The organism is Stenotrophomonas sp. SMYL41, from assembly GCF_036319965.1.
In the GTDB taxonomy this organism is placed as follows: Bacteria; Pseudomonadota; Gammaproteobacteria; order Xanthomonadales; family Xanthomonadaceae; genus Stenotrophomonas; species Stenotrophomonas maltophilia_R.
The window spans coordinates 29,611-43,594 of record NZ_JAWIRX010000012.1 but is presented as its reverse complement, the minus strand read 5'-3'; the positions used below and the strand labels follow the sequence as shown (position 1 = coordinate 43,594).

15 protein-coding genes and 1 pseudogene are annotated in these 13,984 nt (G+C 65.4%); 8 read left to right on the top strand and 8 right to left on the bottom strand.

Annotated elements, in window-relative coordinates:
• Window positions 1–58 precede the first annotated feature (58 nt).
• The 3 genes from V3B30_RS14600 to gcvH all read left to right on the top strand — a co-directional run bounded on the left by V3B30_RS14600 (window position 59) and on the right by gcvH (window position 2,122).
• On the top strand, window positions 59–361 hold the full coding sequence (locus V3B30_RS14600; protein ID WP_100473642.1) for a DUF962 domain-containing protein: 303 nt from the start codon (window positions 59–61) through the stop codon (window positions 359–361).
• Between the two features lie 159 nt (window positions 362–520).
• Window positions 521–1,633, top strand: a complete 1,113-nt coding sequence (gene gcvT / locus V3B30_RS14595; protein ID WP_100473641.1) for a glycine cleavage system aminomethyltransferase GcvT — start codon at window positions 521–523, stop codon at window positions 1,631–1,633.
• Between the two features lie 93 nt (window positions 1,634–1,726).
• A complete protein-coding gene (gcvH, locus tag V3B30_RS14590) occupies window positions 1,727–2,122 on the top strand; it encodes a glycine cleavage system protein GcvH (RefSeq protein ID WP_100473640.1) in 396 nt (131 codons plus the stop codon).
• Between the two features lie 292 nt (window positions 2,123–2,414).
• Here the strand turns inward: gcvH and V3B30_RS14585 are convergent, their stop codons facing one another.
• The gene (locus V3B30_RS14585; protein ID WP_262082862.1) at window positions 2,415–2,714 is read right to left on the bottom strand and encodes a hypothetical protein; all 300 of its coding nucleotides are present in this window, start codon (window positions 2,712–2,714) and stop codon (window positions 2,415–2,417) included.
• Between the two features lie 183 nt (window positions 2,715–2,897).
• Here V3B30_RS14585 and V3B30_RS14580 point away from each other — a divergent pair, with 183 nt between their 5' ends.
• Window positions 2,898–3,416, top strand: coding sequence for a histone (locus V3B30_RS14580; RefSeq protein WP_100473639.1), 519 nt, complete (start codon window positions 2,898–2,900; stop codon window positions 3,414–3,416).
• Between the two features lie 64 nt (window positions 3,417–3,480).
• Here V3B30_RS14580 and V3B30_RS14575 read toward each other — a convergent pair whose 3' ends face one another.
• The 3 genes and pseudogenes from V3B30_RS14575 to V3B30_RS14565 form a co-directional block, all read right to left on the bottom strand.
• Window positions 3,481–3,654, bottom strand: coding sequence for a hypothetical protein (locus V3B30_RS14575; RefSeq protein ID WP_262082925.1), 174 nt, complete (start codon window positions 3,652–3,654; stop codon window positions 3,481–3,483).
• Window positions 3,655–3,689: 35 nt separating this feature from the next.
• Window positions 3,690–4,088 (bottom strand): annotated as a pseudogene (locus V3B30_RS14570) (LysR substrate-binding domain-containing protein); the annotation flags it as partial.
• A gap of 219 nt (window positions 4,089–4,307) precedes the next feature.
• Window positions 4,308–5,708, bottom strand: coding sequence for a serine hydrolase domain-containing protein (locus V3B30_RS14565; RefSeq protein ID WP_100473638.1), 1,401 nt, complete (start codon window positions 5,706–5,708; stop codon window positions 4,308–4,310).
• Window positions 5,709–6,045: 337 nt separating this feature from the next.
• Here V3B30_RS14565 and V3B30_RS14560 point away from each other — a divergent pair, with 337 nt between their 5' ends.
• From V3B30_RS14560 to V3B30_RS14550, 3 genes are all read left to right on the top strand, one after another.
• Window positions 6,046–7,335 carry an MFS transporter gene (locus V3B30_RS14560; protein ID WP_262082922.1) on the top strand — a complete coding sequence of 430 codons (1,290 nt, stop codon included), beginning with the start codon at window positions 6,046–6,048 and terminating at the stop codon, window positions 7,333–7,335.
• A gap of 79 nt (window positions 7,336–7,414) precedes the next feature.
• Window positions 7,415–8,338, top strand: coding sequence for a hypothetical protein (locus V3B30_RS14555; protein WP_099562610.1), 924 nt, complete (start codon window positions 7,415–7,417; stop codon window positions 8,336–8,338).
• A 28-nt stretch (window positions 8,339–8,366) separates the two neighbouring features.
• On the top strand, window positions 8,367–8,714 hold the full coding sequence (locus V3B30_RS14550) for a DUF1304 domain-containing protein (protein WP_014038168.1): 348 nt from the start codon (window positions 8,367–8,369) through the stop codon (window positions 8,712–8,714).
• Window positions 8,715–8,743: 29 nt separating this feature from the next.
• On the opposite strand, the gene V3B30_RS14545 is transcribed toward V3B30_RS14550, so the two are convergent.
• The 4 genes from V3B30_RS14545 to V3B30_RS14530 form a co-directional block, all read right to left on the bottom strand.
• Window positions 8,744–9,127: a hypothetical protein gene (locus V3B30_RS14545; RefSeq protein WP_232289652.1), complete on the bottom strand. Its 384-nt coding sequence runs from the start codon at window positions 9,125–9,127 to the stop codon at window positions 8,744–8,746.
• A 27-nt stretch (window positions 9,128–9,154) separates the two neighbouring features.
• A complete protein-coding gene (locus V3B30_RS14540; protein WP_262082861.1) occupies window positions 9,155–9,634 on the bottom strand; it encodes a hotdog fold domain-containing protein in 480 nt (159 codons plus the stop codon).
• Window positions 9,635–9,709: 75 nt separating this feature from the next.
• A complete protein-coding gene (locus V3B30_RS14535) occupies window positions 9,710–12,187 on the bottom strand; it encodes an acyl-CoA dehydrogenase (protein ID WP_262082860.1) in 2,478 nt (825 codons plus the stop codon).
• On the bottom strand, window positions 12,184–13,101 hold the full coding sequence (locus tag V3B30_RS14530; protein ID WP_100473634.1) for an alpha/beta hydrolase: 918 nt from the start codon (window positions 13,099–13,101) through the stop codon (window positions 12,184–12,186). Before V3B30_RS14530 ends, V3B30_RS14535 begins: the two co-directional genes overlap by 4 nt.
• Window positions 13,102–13,254: 153 nt before the next feature.
• Here V3B30_RS14530 and V3B30_RS14525 point away from each other — a divergent pair, with 153 nt between their 5' ends.
• On the top strand, window positions 13,255–13,857 hold the full coding sequence (locus tag V3B30_RS14525; protein ID WP_005418411.1) for a TetR/AcrR family transcriptional regulator: 603 nt from the start codon (window positions 13,255–13,257) through the stop codon (window positions 13,855–13,857).
• Window positions 13,858–13,984: the final 127 nt, after the last annotated feature.

Below are 13,984 nucleotides of genomic sequence, written 5' to 3'. Positions count from 1 at the left end.
CGCTTTCCCTCCCGGGAAGGCGCATGATGGTGGTGACCCCGCCGCCCGGAGCACGCGCATGACCCGTTTCGCCAGCTTCCGCGAGTTCTATCCGTTCTATCTCAGCGAGCACCGCCATCCGGTCTCGCGGCGGCTGCACTTCATCGGCAGCTGCGGGGTGCTGCTGCTGGTTGCTGCTGCCGTGCTGCGCGGCCAACCGCTGCTCCTGCTCGCTGCTCTGTTCTGCGGTTACGGGTTCGCCTGGGTCGGCCATTTCTTCTTCGAGAAGAACCGCCCGGCGACCTTCCGGCACCCGCTGTATTCATTCATGGGTGACTGGGTGATGTTCGCCGACATCCTGCGTGGGCGGGTGCACCTGTAGCAGGCGGTTGCGGTGCACCGCAACCACTGCCTCGCCCGAAAGGGAAAGGACGGGCCTGGCCGGGCTTCCGCTTCCACGAACCGCTGCGCTGCGGCACGCCTGCGGGCGACCGATCTGGGATAATGGCGGTTCTTGTTTCCTCTGCTGCCGGACCCGGTCATGACCCAGAAGACGCTGCTCAACGATACCCACCGCGCCCTTGGCGCCAAGATGGTCGATTTCGGGGGTTGGGACATGCCCATCCACTACGGCTCGCAGCTGGACGAGCACCACCTGGTGCGCCGCGAGTCCGGTGTGTTCGACGTCAGCCACATGACCGTGGTCGACCTGCGCGGCGAGCAGGTCAAGCCGTTCCTGCGCCGCCTGCTGGCCAACTCGGTCGACAAGCTGAAGGTGACCGGCAAGGCGCTGTACTCGTGCATGCTGAACCCGCGCGGCGGCGTCATCGACGACCTGATCGTCTACTACCTGGGCGACGACTTCTTCCGCATGGTGGTCAACGCCTCCACCCGCGAGAAGGACCTGGCCTGGCTGCGCGAGCAGGCAGCACCGTTCGATGTTTCCGTCGAGCAGCGCCCGGACCTGGCCATCCTCGCCGTGCAGGGCCCGCAGGCGCGCGACATCGTCATCGGCCTGACCCGCGAAGCCGACCGTGCAGCGCTGACCAAGCTGGGCCGCTTCGCCGCCCTGCAGGCGCAGTCCGAAGACGGCGTCGAGCTGTTCGTCGCCCGCACCGGTTACACCGGTGAAGACGGTTTCGAGATCCTGCTGCCGCAGGATGCCGTGGTCGCCTTCTGGAACCGCCTGCTGGCGGCAGGCGTGAAGCCGGCCGGGCTCGGCGCGCGCGACACCCTGCGCCTGGAAGCCGGCATGAACCTGTACGGCCAGGACATGGACGAAGCGATCAGCCCGTATGAAGCGGCGCTGGCCTGGACCGTGTCGCTGGACGAAGGCCGCGACTTCATCGGCCGCGACGCGCTGGAAGCACAGAAGGCCGCCGGCACCGCGCGCCAGATGATCGGCCTGGTGATGGACGAGAAGGGCGTGCTGCGCCACGGCCAGGCGGTGACCACCGCCAGTGGCCTGGGCGAGATCCTGTCCGGTACCTTCTCGCCGACCCTGGCCAAGGGCATCGCCTTTGCCCGAGTGCCGGCCGGCGAGCTCGGCGAGGTCACCGTCGACATCCGTGGCCGGCAGGTGCCGGTGCGCGTGGTCAAGTTCCCGTTCGTGCGCGAAGGCCAGGCCCAGCCCGGCGTGCTCGCCGACGCCTGATCCGAACGTGCCGGTCGTCACTGACAGCAGTGGCGGCCGGTTGGTTACACTAGCCCCGTTTTTTCCACCCCTGCATATCTCTGGAGCAGTCCCATGAGCGAGATCCCCGGCGACCTCAAGTTCCTCAAGTCCCATGAGTGGGCCCGTGTCGAAGGCAATGGCCGCGTCACCGTCGGTATTTCCGACCACGCCCAGGGCCTGCTGGGTGACCTGGTCTACGTCGAACTGCCCGAAGTCGGCGCCGAGGCCAAGGCCGGCGAACAGATCGCCGTTGTAGAGTCGGTGAAGGCCGCCTCGGACGTCTACAGCCCGATCAGCGGCACGGTCGTCGAGGTCAACTCGGCGCTGTCCGACAAGCCGGAAACCATCAACGAAGATGCCTACGGCGAAGGCTGGATGTTCGTGGTCGAACTGACCAACGCCGAAGAGGTCAACGAACTGCTGGACCCGGACGCGTACGCCGAAGTCCTGGAGAACGACGACCACTGAGTCGTCGCTTCCGGGTTCGGACACGGCCACCTTCGGGTGGCCGTTTTTGTTTTGGCGACCGCGTCGGACTCATGACGCGGGGTTCGCTGTGCACCCTCGGCGTGGCATCAGCCGACAGACGAACGGTGCCGATGGACGTGCGCAGTTTTGCGCAAATCCGCGTTTCAGCCCCGCGCCGAGGCGTTCGAATGTGAAAACTTTTCGCCCCCTGTTGCGGTGCCGTTGTGCTGGTGTTGGCGGCGGTGCCGGTGACCATCGCCGATGCGCGCACGCTGTTGTGCCCAACCTGCGCCTATCTGCGCGGAGTGCTTATTTCAAGTGTTTTTTGATCAACGCCTGCATTGGCATCGATGCAGGCAACGCGCGTGCGCGCCGCTTCCACCGTCGTTGCAGGCCGTGCAGAGTGGTGGCGCCGAAGGCGCCCGGAACGGCGCGGATGTGAAAATTTTTCGCGGGGGTTGTTGACAGTAAAAAAAACCGTGATTAGGTTTCGCCTCAGCAGACCTTGCCTGCCCAACCGAGTGCGCAGAATCAATCGTCCGATGCGAAGCAGCCCCTTCAAGACCACCGCGACCCTGATGACGGTGGACATGGCCCCGCTTCCCCCGGAGAAATGCAAGGCAACTCCCGTTCCGATGCCCGCTCCGCCGATCGAGGTGGGCATTGCCGCATCCGTAACGGCGCGCCTGACGCGCCGGCGGTCCCCGCACGCAGCATCCGCGGGTTTGATCCAACTGGGCGTTTCAACTCCCTATCACTGACGAGGAGCCATCCCATGGCAACCAAGAAAGCTGCGAAGAAGAAGCCCGCCGCCAAGAAAGCGGTGAAGAAGGTCGCGAAGAAGGCCGCTGCCAAGAAGGCAGTGAAGAAGGTCGCGAAGAAGGCGACTGCCAAGAAGGCAGTGAAGAAGGCTGCGAAGAAGGTCGCCAAGAAGACCACTGCGAAGAAGGCAGTGAAGAAGGCGGCGAAGAAGGTAGCCAAGAAGTCCGCTGCCAAGAAGGCCGTCAAGAAGACCGCCAAGAAGGCTGTCAAGAAGGTAGCCAAGAAGGCCACCAAGAAGACTGCCAAGAAGGCAACGGCCCGCAAGCCGGCCAAGAAGGTCGCGAAGAAGGCCACTGCCAAGAAGGCCGTCAAGAAGACCGCCAAGAAGGCAGTAAAGAAGACCGCGAAGAAGGCCACCAAGAAGGCTGCCCCGAAGAAGGCAGCGAAGAAGGTTGCCAAGCGCAAGCCGGCCGCCCGCAAGAAGAAGGCCGCTCCGGTCGCTCTGCCGGCAACCCCGGCGCCGCTGATCTAAGTACTTCCCGATAGCCGCATCCTGAAACCCCCTTCCCTGGCTGCCCAGCGGGGAGGGGGTTTTTTTATGCCCGCGTATCGGCGGGCAATGCCAGCGCCGGGGGCGGGAAGCGCTCCACCAGGACGTCGAGGAAGCTGCACAGGCGGGTGGAGTGGCAACGGTCGTCGGGCACACGGTCGAGCCTGCCAGCATCGGCCTGCCGCCACTTGCAGGTGCGCTCGGTTCGAACGACCGGCATTGATGGCCGGCACGTGCCAGTACGCTGAGTGGCGTGCCATGCCTGGCCAGGTACCCCGGCGAGGCACACATCATCAGGCGATAGGCGGGTAGTGCACGCGCCACCAGCACGCTACTGTCGATGCACAGCGCCGCTTCGAAGCCCTCTTCGGCAAAGTCGAGCACACGATCCGCCAGCGTGGCTTCGACCCGGACATCCGGATGACGCGCCCTGTACTCGGCCAGTGCCGGTACCAGCGCATGCGTACCGAAGATCACCGGTGCACTGATACGCAGCGTGCCTGCCGGTGCCAGAGGCGGGTGCTGTGCCTGGGCGTCGCCGCAGGCGCCCTCCCGGCCAACCACGGTCGATGACGCTGACAGTATCCGGGAGGAAGTGATCGCGCTGAACTTCTCCGCCGGGCGATGGCTGACCCAGGCGCTGTTGCCCTGCATGCAGGCGCGGCATGGAAGCGGGTGATCAATTCAGCGGCTCGATGGAACCGCGTGCGGTGAATGCCGCCACCGCGGCGAAGGCGGCACTGCACCTGTGGAGCAAGGGATTGTCGGAGGTGGCCAGGGCATCACGGTGGACGCGATTGCACCGGCTACACATGCCAACAAAAAAGGGCGGCCTGCACGCCGCCCTTTGCGCCTACGGTCGAGCCCGCCAGATCAGCGTGGCGATGCCACCGCACGGTTGCTCGAAGCACCCTTGCCCTTGCGCTTGTCCTGCTGCGCCGGGCTCGCGCCCTCGGCCATCAGGTTGTCGCTGCCGAAGTCGGTGTCCACGTCCAGCCAGCGCTGTGTCGGCAGGCCGAGCGCGGAATCAAGCACGGTCGGCAGCAGGCCGCTGGGCAGGCTGCTTTCGCCGTTCCACATGATGGCGATACCGAGATCGCGTTCCGGCACCAGCGCGACCAGGCCGCGATAGCCCTGCACGGCACCGGCATGGAACACCACGTCGTGGCCGGCGTAATCGAAGGTGCGCCAGCCCAGTGCATAGCCGGCCGAGTGCAGGCGCTCGCGGCGCCAGCCCGAACGCATCTCGCCCGGCGTGTTGATCAGGCTCGAATGCAGGGTGGCCAGCAACGGTGCCGGCAGCACGTCGGGGCGATGGCCGGTGTGGGCCAGCAGCCACTGCGCCATGTCGCTGGCGCTGGCGTTGACGCCAGCGGCCGGAGCAACGCGGTAATAGGTAGGCTTCGGCATCAGCGAGACCCAGCCATTGCGGCTGCGCACGTGCGGACGCGCCCAGCGCGAGCTGGCCTGGATGCCGGCCAGGCCGAGGCTGGCATCATTCATGCCCAGCGGCTTGAAGATGCGGCGCTCGACCGACTGCTCGTAGAAGCTGCCGGAGGCCGCATAGACGACGTCGCCGATCAGGCTGAAGGCTACGTTCTGGTAGGCGTAGCAGTCGCCCGGCAGGCACTTCAGGCTGGTGTTGGCCAGTTTCTGGGTCAGCGCGTAGTACTCGGCATTGCCTTCGATGTCGCGGTCGTAGGCGTTGTACGGCAGGCCGACGCGATGGCTGAGCACGTCGGCCACGGTCAGGCGGTCAGTGGCTTCCGGCGAGTTCAAACGGAAGCCCGGCACATAGTCGGTGACCTTGCTGTCCCAGCGCAGCGTGCCGTCGTTGACCAGCAGGCCAGCCATGGTGCCGGCGAAGGCCTTGGACAGCGAGGCCAGCCGGAACACGGTGTGCGCATCGACCGGCAGCGGGTTGTTGACGTCGGTGACGCCATAGCCGCGCGCGCTGAGGATACGGCCGCCCTGCACGATCGCCACCGCCATGCCCGGCACGCGCTCGCCATAGGTGAGCTGCTGCGCCATCGATTCGATGTTGGCGACGTTGAAGCCAGCCGCCGGCGCCTGCACCTGCGGCACCAGGCCGGTGCGGTAGGCCGCCGGCTGGGTGTGGGCGACGCTGGGAGCCGCAGCGGATTCGATGTTGGTCGGCATCGGCGGCAACGCCGGCGGTGTCTGCGCGGTGGTGGACAAGGCAACGGGCATCAACATGCCCAGCAAACCGGTGGCCGCCGAACGGATCGGACGACGCAGGCTGTTCTTTTTCATCGGTTGGACCCGTGCGCGACTGCTGATGGCGATTCTAGCGCCGCTTTTCCCCTGTGCACAAACAAAGCGAAGATGAATGCGCATCTCGTTGAAAAAGTTGGAGTTTTGGCGCCCGCGAAGTGTGTGTCGGAACGTGTCATCCGGGGCCGGCCTGAGCGGTCTATCCGCAGGCCCATCCGCAGGCGGAAGGGCGCCTCGCGCTGGCGATGTTGCAGTGCATTGGCTAACGTACGCGCTTCACCGCCCCGGAGCCTGCCATGCCGCTGTCCAACCGCCATCTGTGGGCGAGAGGCGCTGCGTGAGCGCGGCACCGGGCAAGGGGCCAGTGCGCGAACTGATGGCGGCACTGCGCGAGTCGCCGGCGCTGTGGTGGTCGTTCCTGTACTTCTTCTGCCTGCTCAGCGGCTACTACGTGCTGCGTCCGGTGCGTGAGGCCATGGCGGCCTCGGCGGACCTGGAAACGGTGTTCCCGCCCGTGCTGATCGCCTGGTTCGCCAGCCACGGCATCGCATTGAAGGACTTCGTCCTGCAGTTCCTCTTCTCCTGCGTCTTCGTGATCATGCTGGTGCTGCAGCCGGTCTATGGCTGGCTGGTCAGCCGCTTCCCGCGCCGTGTGTTCCTTCCCGTGGTGTACGGCTTCTTCATCGTCACCCTGCTGGGGTTCTACGCACTGTTCGACAGTCACGTGCCAGGGCGGGGCATGGCCTTCTTCCTGTGGGTCATGGTGTTCAACCTGTTTGCGGTGGCGGTGTTCTGGAGCTTCATGGCCGATGTGTTCTCCAACGCACAAGCGCGTGCCTACTACGGCTACATCGGTGCGGCCGGTACCGTTGGCGCGTTCCTCGGACCGTTGATCACCAGTGCGCTGGCGCAGCGCGTGGGCATCGCCAACCTCATGCTGGTCTCGGCGGGATTCCTGGTCGTGTGCCTGTTGTGCATCTGGAGGCTCCGGCACTGGGCGGTGCTGCGCGAACGCGAGCAGCAACTGGTGTCCGGCGAGAAGCCGATGGGTGGCAGTGTGCTGGACGGCCTGAAACTGATCGTGCGCGAGCCGCTGCTGCGCTGGCTGGCGGTGATGGTGGTGTTCGGCGTGGGCGTCGGCACGCTGCTGTACAACCAGCAGGCCAGCATCGTGCGCTCGGCCTTCACCGACCCGGCGGCCAGTACCGCGTTCTTCTCGCGCATCGACCTGGCGGTGAACGCGCTGGCGCTGCTGATGCAGGTGGGCCTGACCCGCTGGCTGCTGTCGCGCCATGGCATCGCGCCGGCGCTGCTGATTCCGGGGTTCGCGATCCTGATCGGCTTCTCGGTGCTGGCGGCCTCGCCGATGCCGCTGATGGTCGCGGTGGTGCAGGTGATGACCCGCGCCAGCGAATTCGCACTGGCCAAGCCGGCGCGCGAGACCATCTACACGCGCGTGGACCGGCAGTGGCGCTACAAGGCCGGCGCAGCGATCGACACGGTGGTGTACCGCGGCGCGGACCTGGGCTTCACCTGGATCCACAAGGCGCTGACCCTGTTCGGTTCGCATGTGGTGTTCATCGGCGGCGTGCTGGTGGCCGGCTTCATGACCCTGGCTGCGTTCGGCGTGCTGCGCGAAGAAAAGAAGCTGCCGCGTGATCGATAGAGCGCCGATTGATGCTTGAAGGCCGTGCAACTATAGGCTCATGCAGGGTTGTTGATTGTCTGGTTTCGGGGAGAGTGGGATGATCAAGGGGAGCGCGAAGGACCACGTTCTGGACGAGGCTCAGTTGGAAGCATGGGTGTTTTCGGTACTGGAGCTGGTCAGCCAGCTACGAAATGGGAACCTGGAGAGAACGCTCTTCGCCAACGCCCTTGATGAGGAGGAGGATGTCGGAGGATGGCTCAAGGGCAACCTCGGGCTGATGAACTTCTCGGCGCGTGGATTTGGCGGTCGGCTCATCTTTCCGCACGTTATCGGCCCCAGCTCCCGAGCGTTGGCGAGGGTGGTCGATGCAGCCCGACGCGATCTGGAATTTGATGTTCTTACCCGCACCACACACGGAAAGTTGAACGTCCTTCGCCGCAGCAATGACCTGAAGCCAGACGCCTGGTTGAGTGCTGTTCCCCAACTCACCGCGGGGCGGTTGAAAGGCGGGTCTCGAGCCGGCAGGGGAGGTCAGAAGAGGCGGCAGGGCCCTGGCGGAGGCGAGGAGCAACTCCGTCATGCCGATCAGTGTGCAGGGTACCCGCACAAGCGATCGGTCTACCACGACTCGGAGTTCCTGCTGCTCAACTACTTTGATCTGGCACTTCGGCGGCTCTACCGGTTCTCCCATTGGAGGCGGATGGAGGGGGTGTTGTATCTTTTTACGGAGCGACGCCCTTGCAGTGATTGCTGCCATGTCATCATCCAATTGCTGCGTCGCTATCGCAGGATCCAGTTGGTGATCGTTCGGGCAACAGGAGGGCGCGGCTCTGACGAGAACATGCTGGAACGGTTGTCGCAGCATCCAAGGGTTCATCTGCGGAAAGTGGTGGTCCAGCCAGTAGGTGTGGAACTCTCCTCGCCATTATCCGTCGTGGAGACGGGGCCCTTGGCGCTTCCGTACCCTGATGGGACACCGCGTAGAGGTTGGTCGCCCAAGGGTGCAGAAATGCGGCGTTGACCATCACCATCTGGAGGCTGGATTTGATATGCAAGTGATCGCCCTGTTGCTGACCGTGCTGGTCGCTGTGCTGCACCTGTACTTCCTGGTGCTTGAAATGTTCCTGTGGACCCGCCCGCTGGGCCTGAAGACCTTCCGCAACACGCCGGAGAAGGCCGAGACCACGCGCGTGCTGGCGGCCAACCAGGGCCTCTACAACGGCTTCCTGGCGGCGGGCATCGTGGTGGGGCTGGTGATCGATCAGCCGGTGCTGGTGACGTTCTCGCTGGCCTGCGTGGTGGTGGCCGGGTGCTATGGCGCCTACAGCGTGAGCCGCCGCATTTTCATGATCCAGGCGGTGCCGGCGATCCTGGCGCTGGTGTTGCGAGCGCTCTGAAGTCGGCGCGTGCTGGCAGGCGTCGCCGCTCAGCGGCTGATGGCGCGCATGAAGCCCAGCCACATCGGCACGGCATGCAGTGCCGCACCCAGCACGAACAGGCCCGTCAGCAGGTGTACGCGCCAGTCGTTGATGCGCAGGAAGACGAATTGTTCAAGTGCGCGGCCCACCCAGAACACCGCCATGAAGCCCAGCAGGACCACCCCCAGACGAGTGTCGACCAGGTCCGGGGCAAAGATCAGCGCGATCAGCCCCATTCCCAGGAACACATAGATCACGCGCAGATTGAGGATCTGCATGATCGCGCGGTTGGCTGTGCCGAGCTGGGCGAGCTCGCGTTTCCAGCCGAACAGCCGCCAGAACGCCAGATGGAAGGCGGCAAACCCCAGACTGTGAATGCCTGCCAGGCGCACCAGTAGTTCTGTGGTTGTCATGGTTGATCAGCCTGTGCGCGGAGGGCGCGACGATACCCACATTGCGATGGTCGCATGGAACACCTCGGTCCCTGCCGCATCGGTCACGCTGACCCCCACCGGCAGGTCGTAGCCGTCCGCAGCACTGACGATGGACAACATTGGCGTCGCCACGGCCTTCAACGTGCCCAAGGCCTTGGCCTGGTATTTCACTTCCATGCCCTTGGGGATCCAACGCATGTCTGCCGGCAGGCTGGCGTCCACCATCACTCCGCCGACCAGTTCGGCCAGGTTGCACATCGCGATCGCATGTACCGTGCCAATGTGGTTGTTGATGCGGCGGTGCTGGCGGATCACGCCTTCGCAGCGGCCTGGCTCCAGTGCGGTGATGATGGGCGCGATGCTGGCGAAGTAGGGCGCCTTGAAGCACACCGCGCGCGAGAACAGCCAGTTGCCGGCGGGCCAGCGCTGCAGGCGGTGGTAGAGCGAGAGCAGGGGCGTGGACATGAGGGGCATTCCTGTCGGCTGATAAAGCGACGGCGGGCCAAGGCCCGCCGTCGAGGCAACGCGTTTCGCGGGCGATCAGGCGGCCTGCGAATGCGGGTCCTTGTGCTGGCGGTCGTAGTAGCTGGCCGCGCGCAGTTCGTGGGTGTCGAAGTCGTCCACGGTGATGGTGTCCAGGGTCAGCGTGCGCAGCTCTTCCAGCAGGCTGCGCTCGTCCTGGGTGATCACGCCCTCGGCCACGGCTTCGTCCAGCTGCGCCTTGAAGTCCAGCGCCTCGATACCCTTGCTCTTCAGCGCCTTCAGGAACTTGCGCTCCACCGGCTCGGCCATGATCGCCTTGCTCAGGTAGCTGTTGATGCGGCCACCCGGGTTGTTCTCGCACGGGGTCAGGAACACGCCACTGGCCAGGCGGTCGCGGGCTTCATTCGGCGCCATCAGCAGGGCGGCGACGCGGCGGCTCAGGCGGTCGCCCGGAGCCTCGGCACGACGGCCCAGCGGGAAGATCAGCGCCCACATCAGCCAGCCGATCGGACGGATCGGGAAGTTGCGCAGCGCAGCCGACAGCGACTCTTCGATCTTGTGCACGCTGTCATGGAAGGCCCAGGCCAGCAGCGGCTGGTCGGCCTGCGGTGCGCCTTCGTCGTGGTAGCGCTTGAGCATGGCGCTGGTCATGTAGACGTGACTCAGCACATCGCCCAGGCGGCCGGACAGCGATTCCTTGAACTTCAGCTTGCCGCCGAGGGTCATCATCGAGATGTCGGCCATCAGTGCGAGGTTGGCCGAGTAGCGGTCCAGCTTGCGGAAGTAGCGGCGGGTATAGGCATCGCCCGGTGCGGCACCGAAGCGCGCGCCGGTCAGGCCGAACCAGAACGAACGGACGGCATTGGAGATGCCGAAGCGGATGTGGCCGAACAGGCTGCGGTCGAAGTCCTGCAGGCCGGCGCGGGTATCCGGATCCTGCGCGGCCTTCATTTCCTTCAGCACCCACGGATGGCAGAGGATCGCACCCTGGCCGAAGATCAGCAGGCTGCGGGTCATGATGTTGGCGCCTTCCACGGTGATCGCGATCGGCGCGGCCTGCCAGCTGCGGCCAGCGAAATTGCGCGGCCCCAGGATGATGCCCTTGCCGCCGATCACGTCCATCATGTCCGAGATCACTTCGCGGCTCATGCTGGTGCAATGATACTTGGCGATCGCCGACGGTACCGACGGCACGTCACCACGGTCGACCGCCGCAGCGGTGGCCTGCGAAAGTGCGCTGATCTTGTACGCCTTGCCGCCAATGCGGGCCAGTGCTTCTTCCACGCCCTCGAAGCGGCCGACCGACAGGCCGAACTGCTTGCGGATGCGCGCATAGGCGCCGGTCACGGCGGCGCCGGCCTTGGCACCGCCGCTGGCGGTGGACGGCAGGGTGATCGAGCGGCCCACGGCCAGGCACTCGTTGAGCATGTTCCAGCCCTTGCCGGCCATGGCTGCGCCACCAATCAGCTGGGTCAGCGGAATGAACACGTCCTTGCCGCGGATCGGACCGTTCTGGAACGTCGAGTTCAGCGGGAAGTGGCGACGGCCGATTTCAACGCCGGCGGTGTCGCGCGGCAGCAGGCCCAGGGTGATGCCGATGTCGCGGGTATCGCCGATCAGGCCATCCGGGTCGTACATGCGGAAGGCCAGGCCGATCAGCGAAGCGACCGGGGCCAGGGTGATGTAGCGCTTGTCGAAGGTCAGCTTGACGCCGAGTACCTGCTCGCCGTTCCACTCGCCCTTGCAGACGATGCCGTAGTCCGGGATCGAGGTGGCGTCGGAGCCGGCGAACGGACCGGTCAGGCCGAAGCAGGGCACTTCGCGGCCATCGGCCAGGCGCGGCAGGTACTGGTCCTTCTGTTCCTGGGTGCCGTAATGCACCAGCAGTTCACCCGGGCCCAGCGAGTTCGGTACGCCGACGGTGGAGCTGACCACCGAGGACACCGAGGCCAGCTTCTGGATGACCTTGTGGTGGGCCAGCGCGGAGAAGCCCAGGCCGCCATATTCCTTCGGGATGATCATGCCGAAGAACTTGTTCTTCTTGATGAAGGCCCACAGCTCTGGCGGCAGGTCGGCGTGGACGTGGGTGATTTCCCAGTCGTTGACCATGGTGCACAGCTCTTCCACCGGGCCATCGAGGAAGGCCTGTTCTTCGGCGGTCAGCTGCGGCTTGGGATAGTTGAGCAGGATGTTCCAGTCCGGATCACCGGTGAACAGTTCGCCCTCGAAACCGACCGAGCCGGTTTCCAGCGCGATGCGCTCGGTCTGCGACAGCGGCGGCAGCACCTTGCGGAACACCTTCATCATCGGGCCGGTCAGCAGCGGCTTGCGGATGAACGGCAGCAGCAGCGGCACGGCGATGACGGCCAGCACGGCGGCCGCGACGATCGTGGCGGTCTGGTTGACGTAGGGAATGAACCAGCAGGCGGCCAGCAGGGCCACGCTGATCAGCGTCCAGGTAACCAGCCGCATGCGGTGGTAGGCGACGAACGCGCCTGCCAGCAGCAGGGCGAGGAAGGGAAGAACGATGCTCATGAGCGTGCTCCGGTGACGTGCTCGTTTGTGGCGGACGAAGCCGCAGCGTCCGCTGCGGGCAACACGTCCAGATAGTCCAACACAGTAGCGGTAAAGGCGTCGTTGTCATCGCCGGCGACCATGTGCGTGGCCTGCGGCAGCTGTACATGCCGCGCATGCGGCGCCAATGCCAGGAATTCGGCCACGGTCTGCGGCGTGACCAGGTCGCTGCGGCCGCCGCTGACCAGCAGCAGTGGGCATTTCACCTGGCGTGCGGCTTCGGCCAGTGCGTCCTGGTGCTGTTCGCTGTCGCGGGCCAGCTCGGCCACCAGGCGCGGATCCCAATGCCAGCGCCAACGCCCGTGGCCGTCCTCGCGCAGCAGTGCACGCAGCGACTGCTCGGATTTGCGCGGACGATGCGGCATGTACGCCGAAATCACGTCAGCGGCCTGGGTCAACGAAGCGAAGCCGTCGGGATGGGCCGTCATGAAGGCCAGGATGCGCTCGACGCCGGCGGTGTCCCAACGCGGGGTGATGTCGACCAGCACCATCGCCGAGAACAGGCCCGGCCAGCGCGACTCGGCCAGCAGGCCGAACAGGCCGCCCATCGATGCGGCGACCAGTACCGGCGGACGCGGCTGTTCGCCGGCCAGCACGATCAGGTCGTCGGCGAACTGTTCACCGTGATAGGGCAGATCGGCAGCATTCCAGTCGGAATCGCCATGGCCGCGGGCGTCGTAGGCCAGCGTCTGCAGCCCAGCGGCGTTCAACGCGCGGGCGGTGGCATTCCAGGCATGGCGGGTCTGGCCGAAGCCATGCGCGAACAGCACGCGGCCGCGCCGGCCATGGTCGCTGGCGGTCGCCGCAAGGCGGGCGCCATGGGCGGCGTCCAGGCGCAGGTCATGGAACGCAGCGGAAGTTGGGGACGTAACCATACTTGCTAGTATGGATCGCTTCGGGGGGAAGTCAATACTGCAGGGTATGGTGCGCTGCGGAAGGCGCCTGAATGGACCCTCCTCAGGGTCCTGCGACGCTTTCGACCGCAACCGCGTACTGCAACGAACCCCGGCGTATGGTTAAATCAGTCCATGAATCAACCTGACGCTTCCGCCGGCGAACCGCGCGCCGGCCGCAACAGCCGCCTGAGTGCCGAAGACTGGGCCCAGGCGGCCCTCGATCTGATTGCTGAACAAGGTGTCGGCGCCGTCGCGGTGGAGCCGCTGGCACGGCGACTGGGTGTCACCAAGGGAAGTTTCTACTGGCATTTCCCTTCGCGCGATGCATTGCTGCAGGCGGCGCTGGAACGCTGGGAACTGTTCGAACAGGAACAGGTGTTCGGCAGCCTGGAAGACGTACCGGATCCGCGCGTGCGCCTGCGCCAGCTGTTCCAGATGGTGGCGCATGAAGTGCAGCCGCACATCATCTACAGCGAGCTGCTCAAGGCACTGGATCATCCAATGGTGCGGCCGGTGATCGACCGCGTCTCGCAGCGACGCCTTGATTATCTGGTCGCCTCGTTCCGCCAGGCCGGCCTCAGCTCGACCGACGCACGCCATCGTGCGCGGCTGGCCTACGCTGCCTACGTCGGCTTCCTGCAGTTGTCGTTGCAGCTGCAGCAGCCCAAGCAGGCACGCGAGGATTTCGAAGCGTACGTCGAGCATCTGATCGAGACGCTGATCCCGAACGGATGAGTGCCCGGGAATGATGCTGAAGGAAGGCCGCGGCGATGCCGCGGCTTTTTTTCGCGCGCGGGCCAGCGTGCTTCCATGCACCACAAAGAACAACGGCCCCTTGCGGGGCCGTTGCTGCATCAGCTGA

What these genes read in the sequence shown, in the direction of transcription:
- V3B30_RS14600 (WP_100473642.1), top strand. Translation starts at nt 59, where the DNA reads ATGACCCGTTTCGCCAGCTTCCGCGAGTTCTATCCGTTCTATCTCAGC.
- gcvT (WP_100473641.1), top strand. Translation starts at nt 521, where the DNA reads ATGACCCAGAAGACGCTGCTCAACGATACCCACCGCGCCCTTGGCGCC.
- gcvH (WP_100473640.1), top strand. Translation starts at nt 1,727, where the DNA reads ATGAGCGAGATCCCCGGCGACCTCAAGTTCCTCAAGTCCCATGAGTGG.
- V3B30_RS14585 (WP_262082862.1), bottom strand. Translation starts at nt 2,714, where the DNA reads ATGTCCACCGTCATCAGGGTCGCGGTGGTCTTGAAGGGGCTGCTTCGC.
- V3B30_RS14580 (WP_100473639.1), top strand. Translation starts at nt 2,898, where the DNA reads ATGGCAACCAAGAAAGCTGCGAAGAAGAAGCCCGCCGCCAAGAAAGCG.
- V3B30_RS14575 (WP_262082925.1), bottom strand. Translation starts at nt 3,654, where the DNA reads ATGCCGGTCGTTCGAACCGAGCGCACCTGCAAGTGGCGGCAGGCCGAT.
- V3B30_RS14565 (WP_100473638.1), bottom strand. Translation starts at nt 5,708, where the DNA reads ATGAAAAAGAACAGCCTGCGTCGTCCGATCCGTTCGGCGGCCACCGGT.
- V3B30_RS14560 (WP_262082922.1), top strand. Translation starts at nt 6,046, where the DNA reads ATGGCGGCACTGCGCGAGTCGCCGGCGCTGTGGTGGTCGTTCCTGTAC.
- V3B30_RS14555 (WP_099562610.1), top strand. Translation starts at nt 7,415, where the DNA reads ATGATCAAGGGGAGCGCGAAGGACCACGTTCTGGACGAGGCTCAGTTG.
- V3B30_RS14550 (WP_014038168.1), top strand. Translation starts at nt 8,367, where the DNA reads ATGCAAGTGATCGCCCTGTTGCTGACCGTGCTGGTCGCTGTGCTGCAC.
- V3B30_RS14540 (WP_262082861.1), bottom strand. Translation starts at nt 9,634, where the DNA reads ATGTCCACGCCCCTGCTCTCGCTCTACCACCGCCTGCAGCGCTGGCCC.
- V3B30_RS14535 (WP_262082860.1), bottom strand. Translation starts at nt 12,187, where the DNA reads ATGAGCATCGTTCTTCCCTTCCTCGCCCTGCTGCTGGCAGGCGCGTTC.
- V3B30_RS14530 (WP_100473634.1), bottom strand. Translation starts at nt 13,101, where the DNA reads ATGGTTACGTCCCCAACTTCCGCTGCGTTCCATGACCTGCGCCTGGAC.
- V3B30_RS14525 (WP_005418411.1), top strand. Translation starts at nt 13,255, where the DNA reads ATGAATCAACCTGACGCTTCCGCCGGCGAACCGCGCGCCGGCCGCAAC.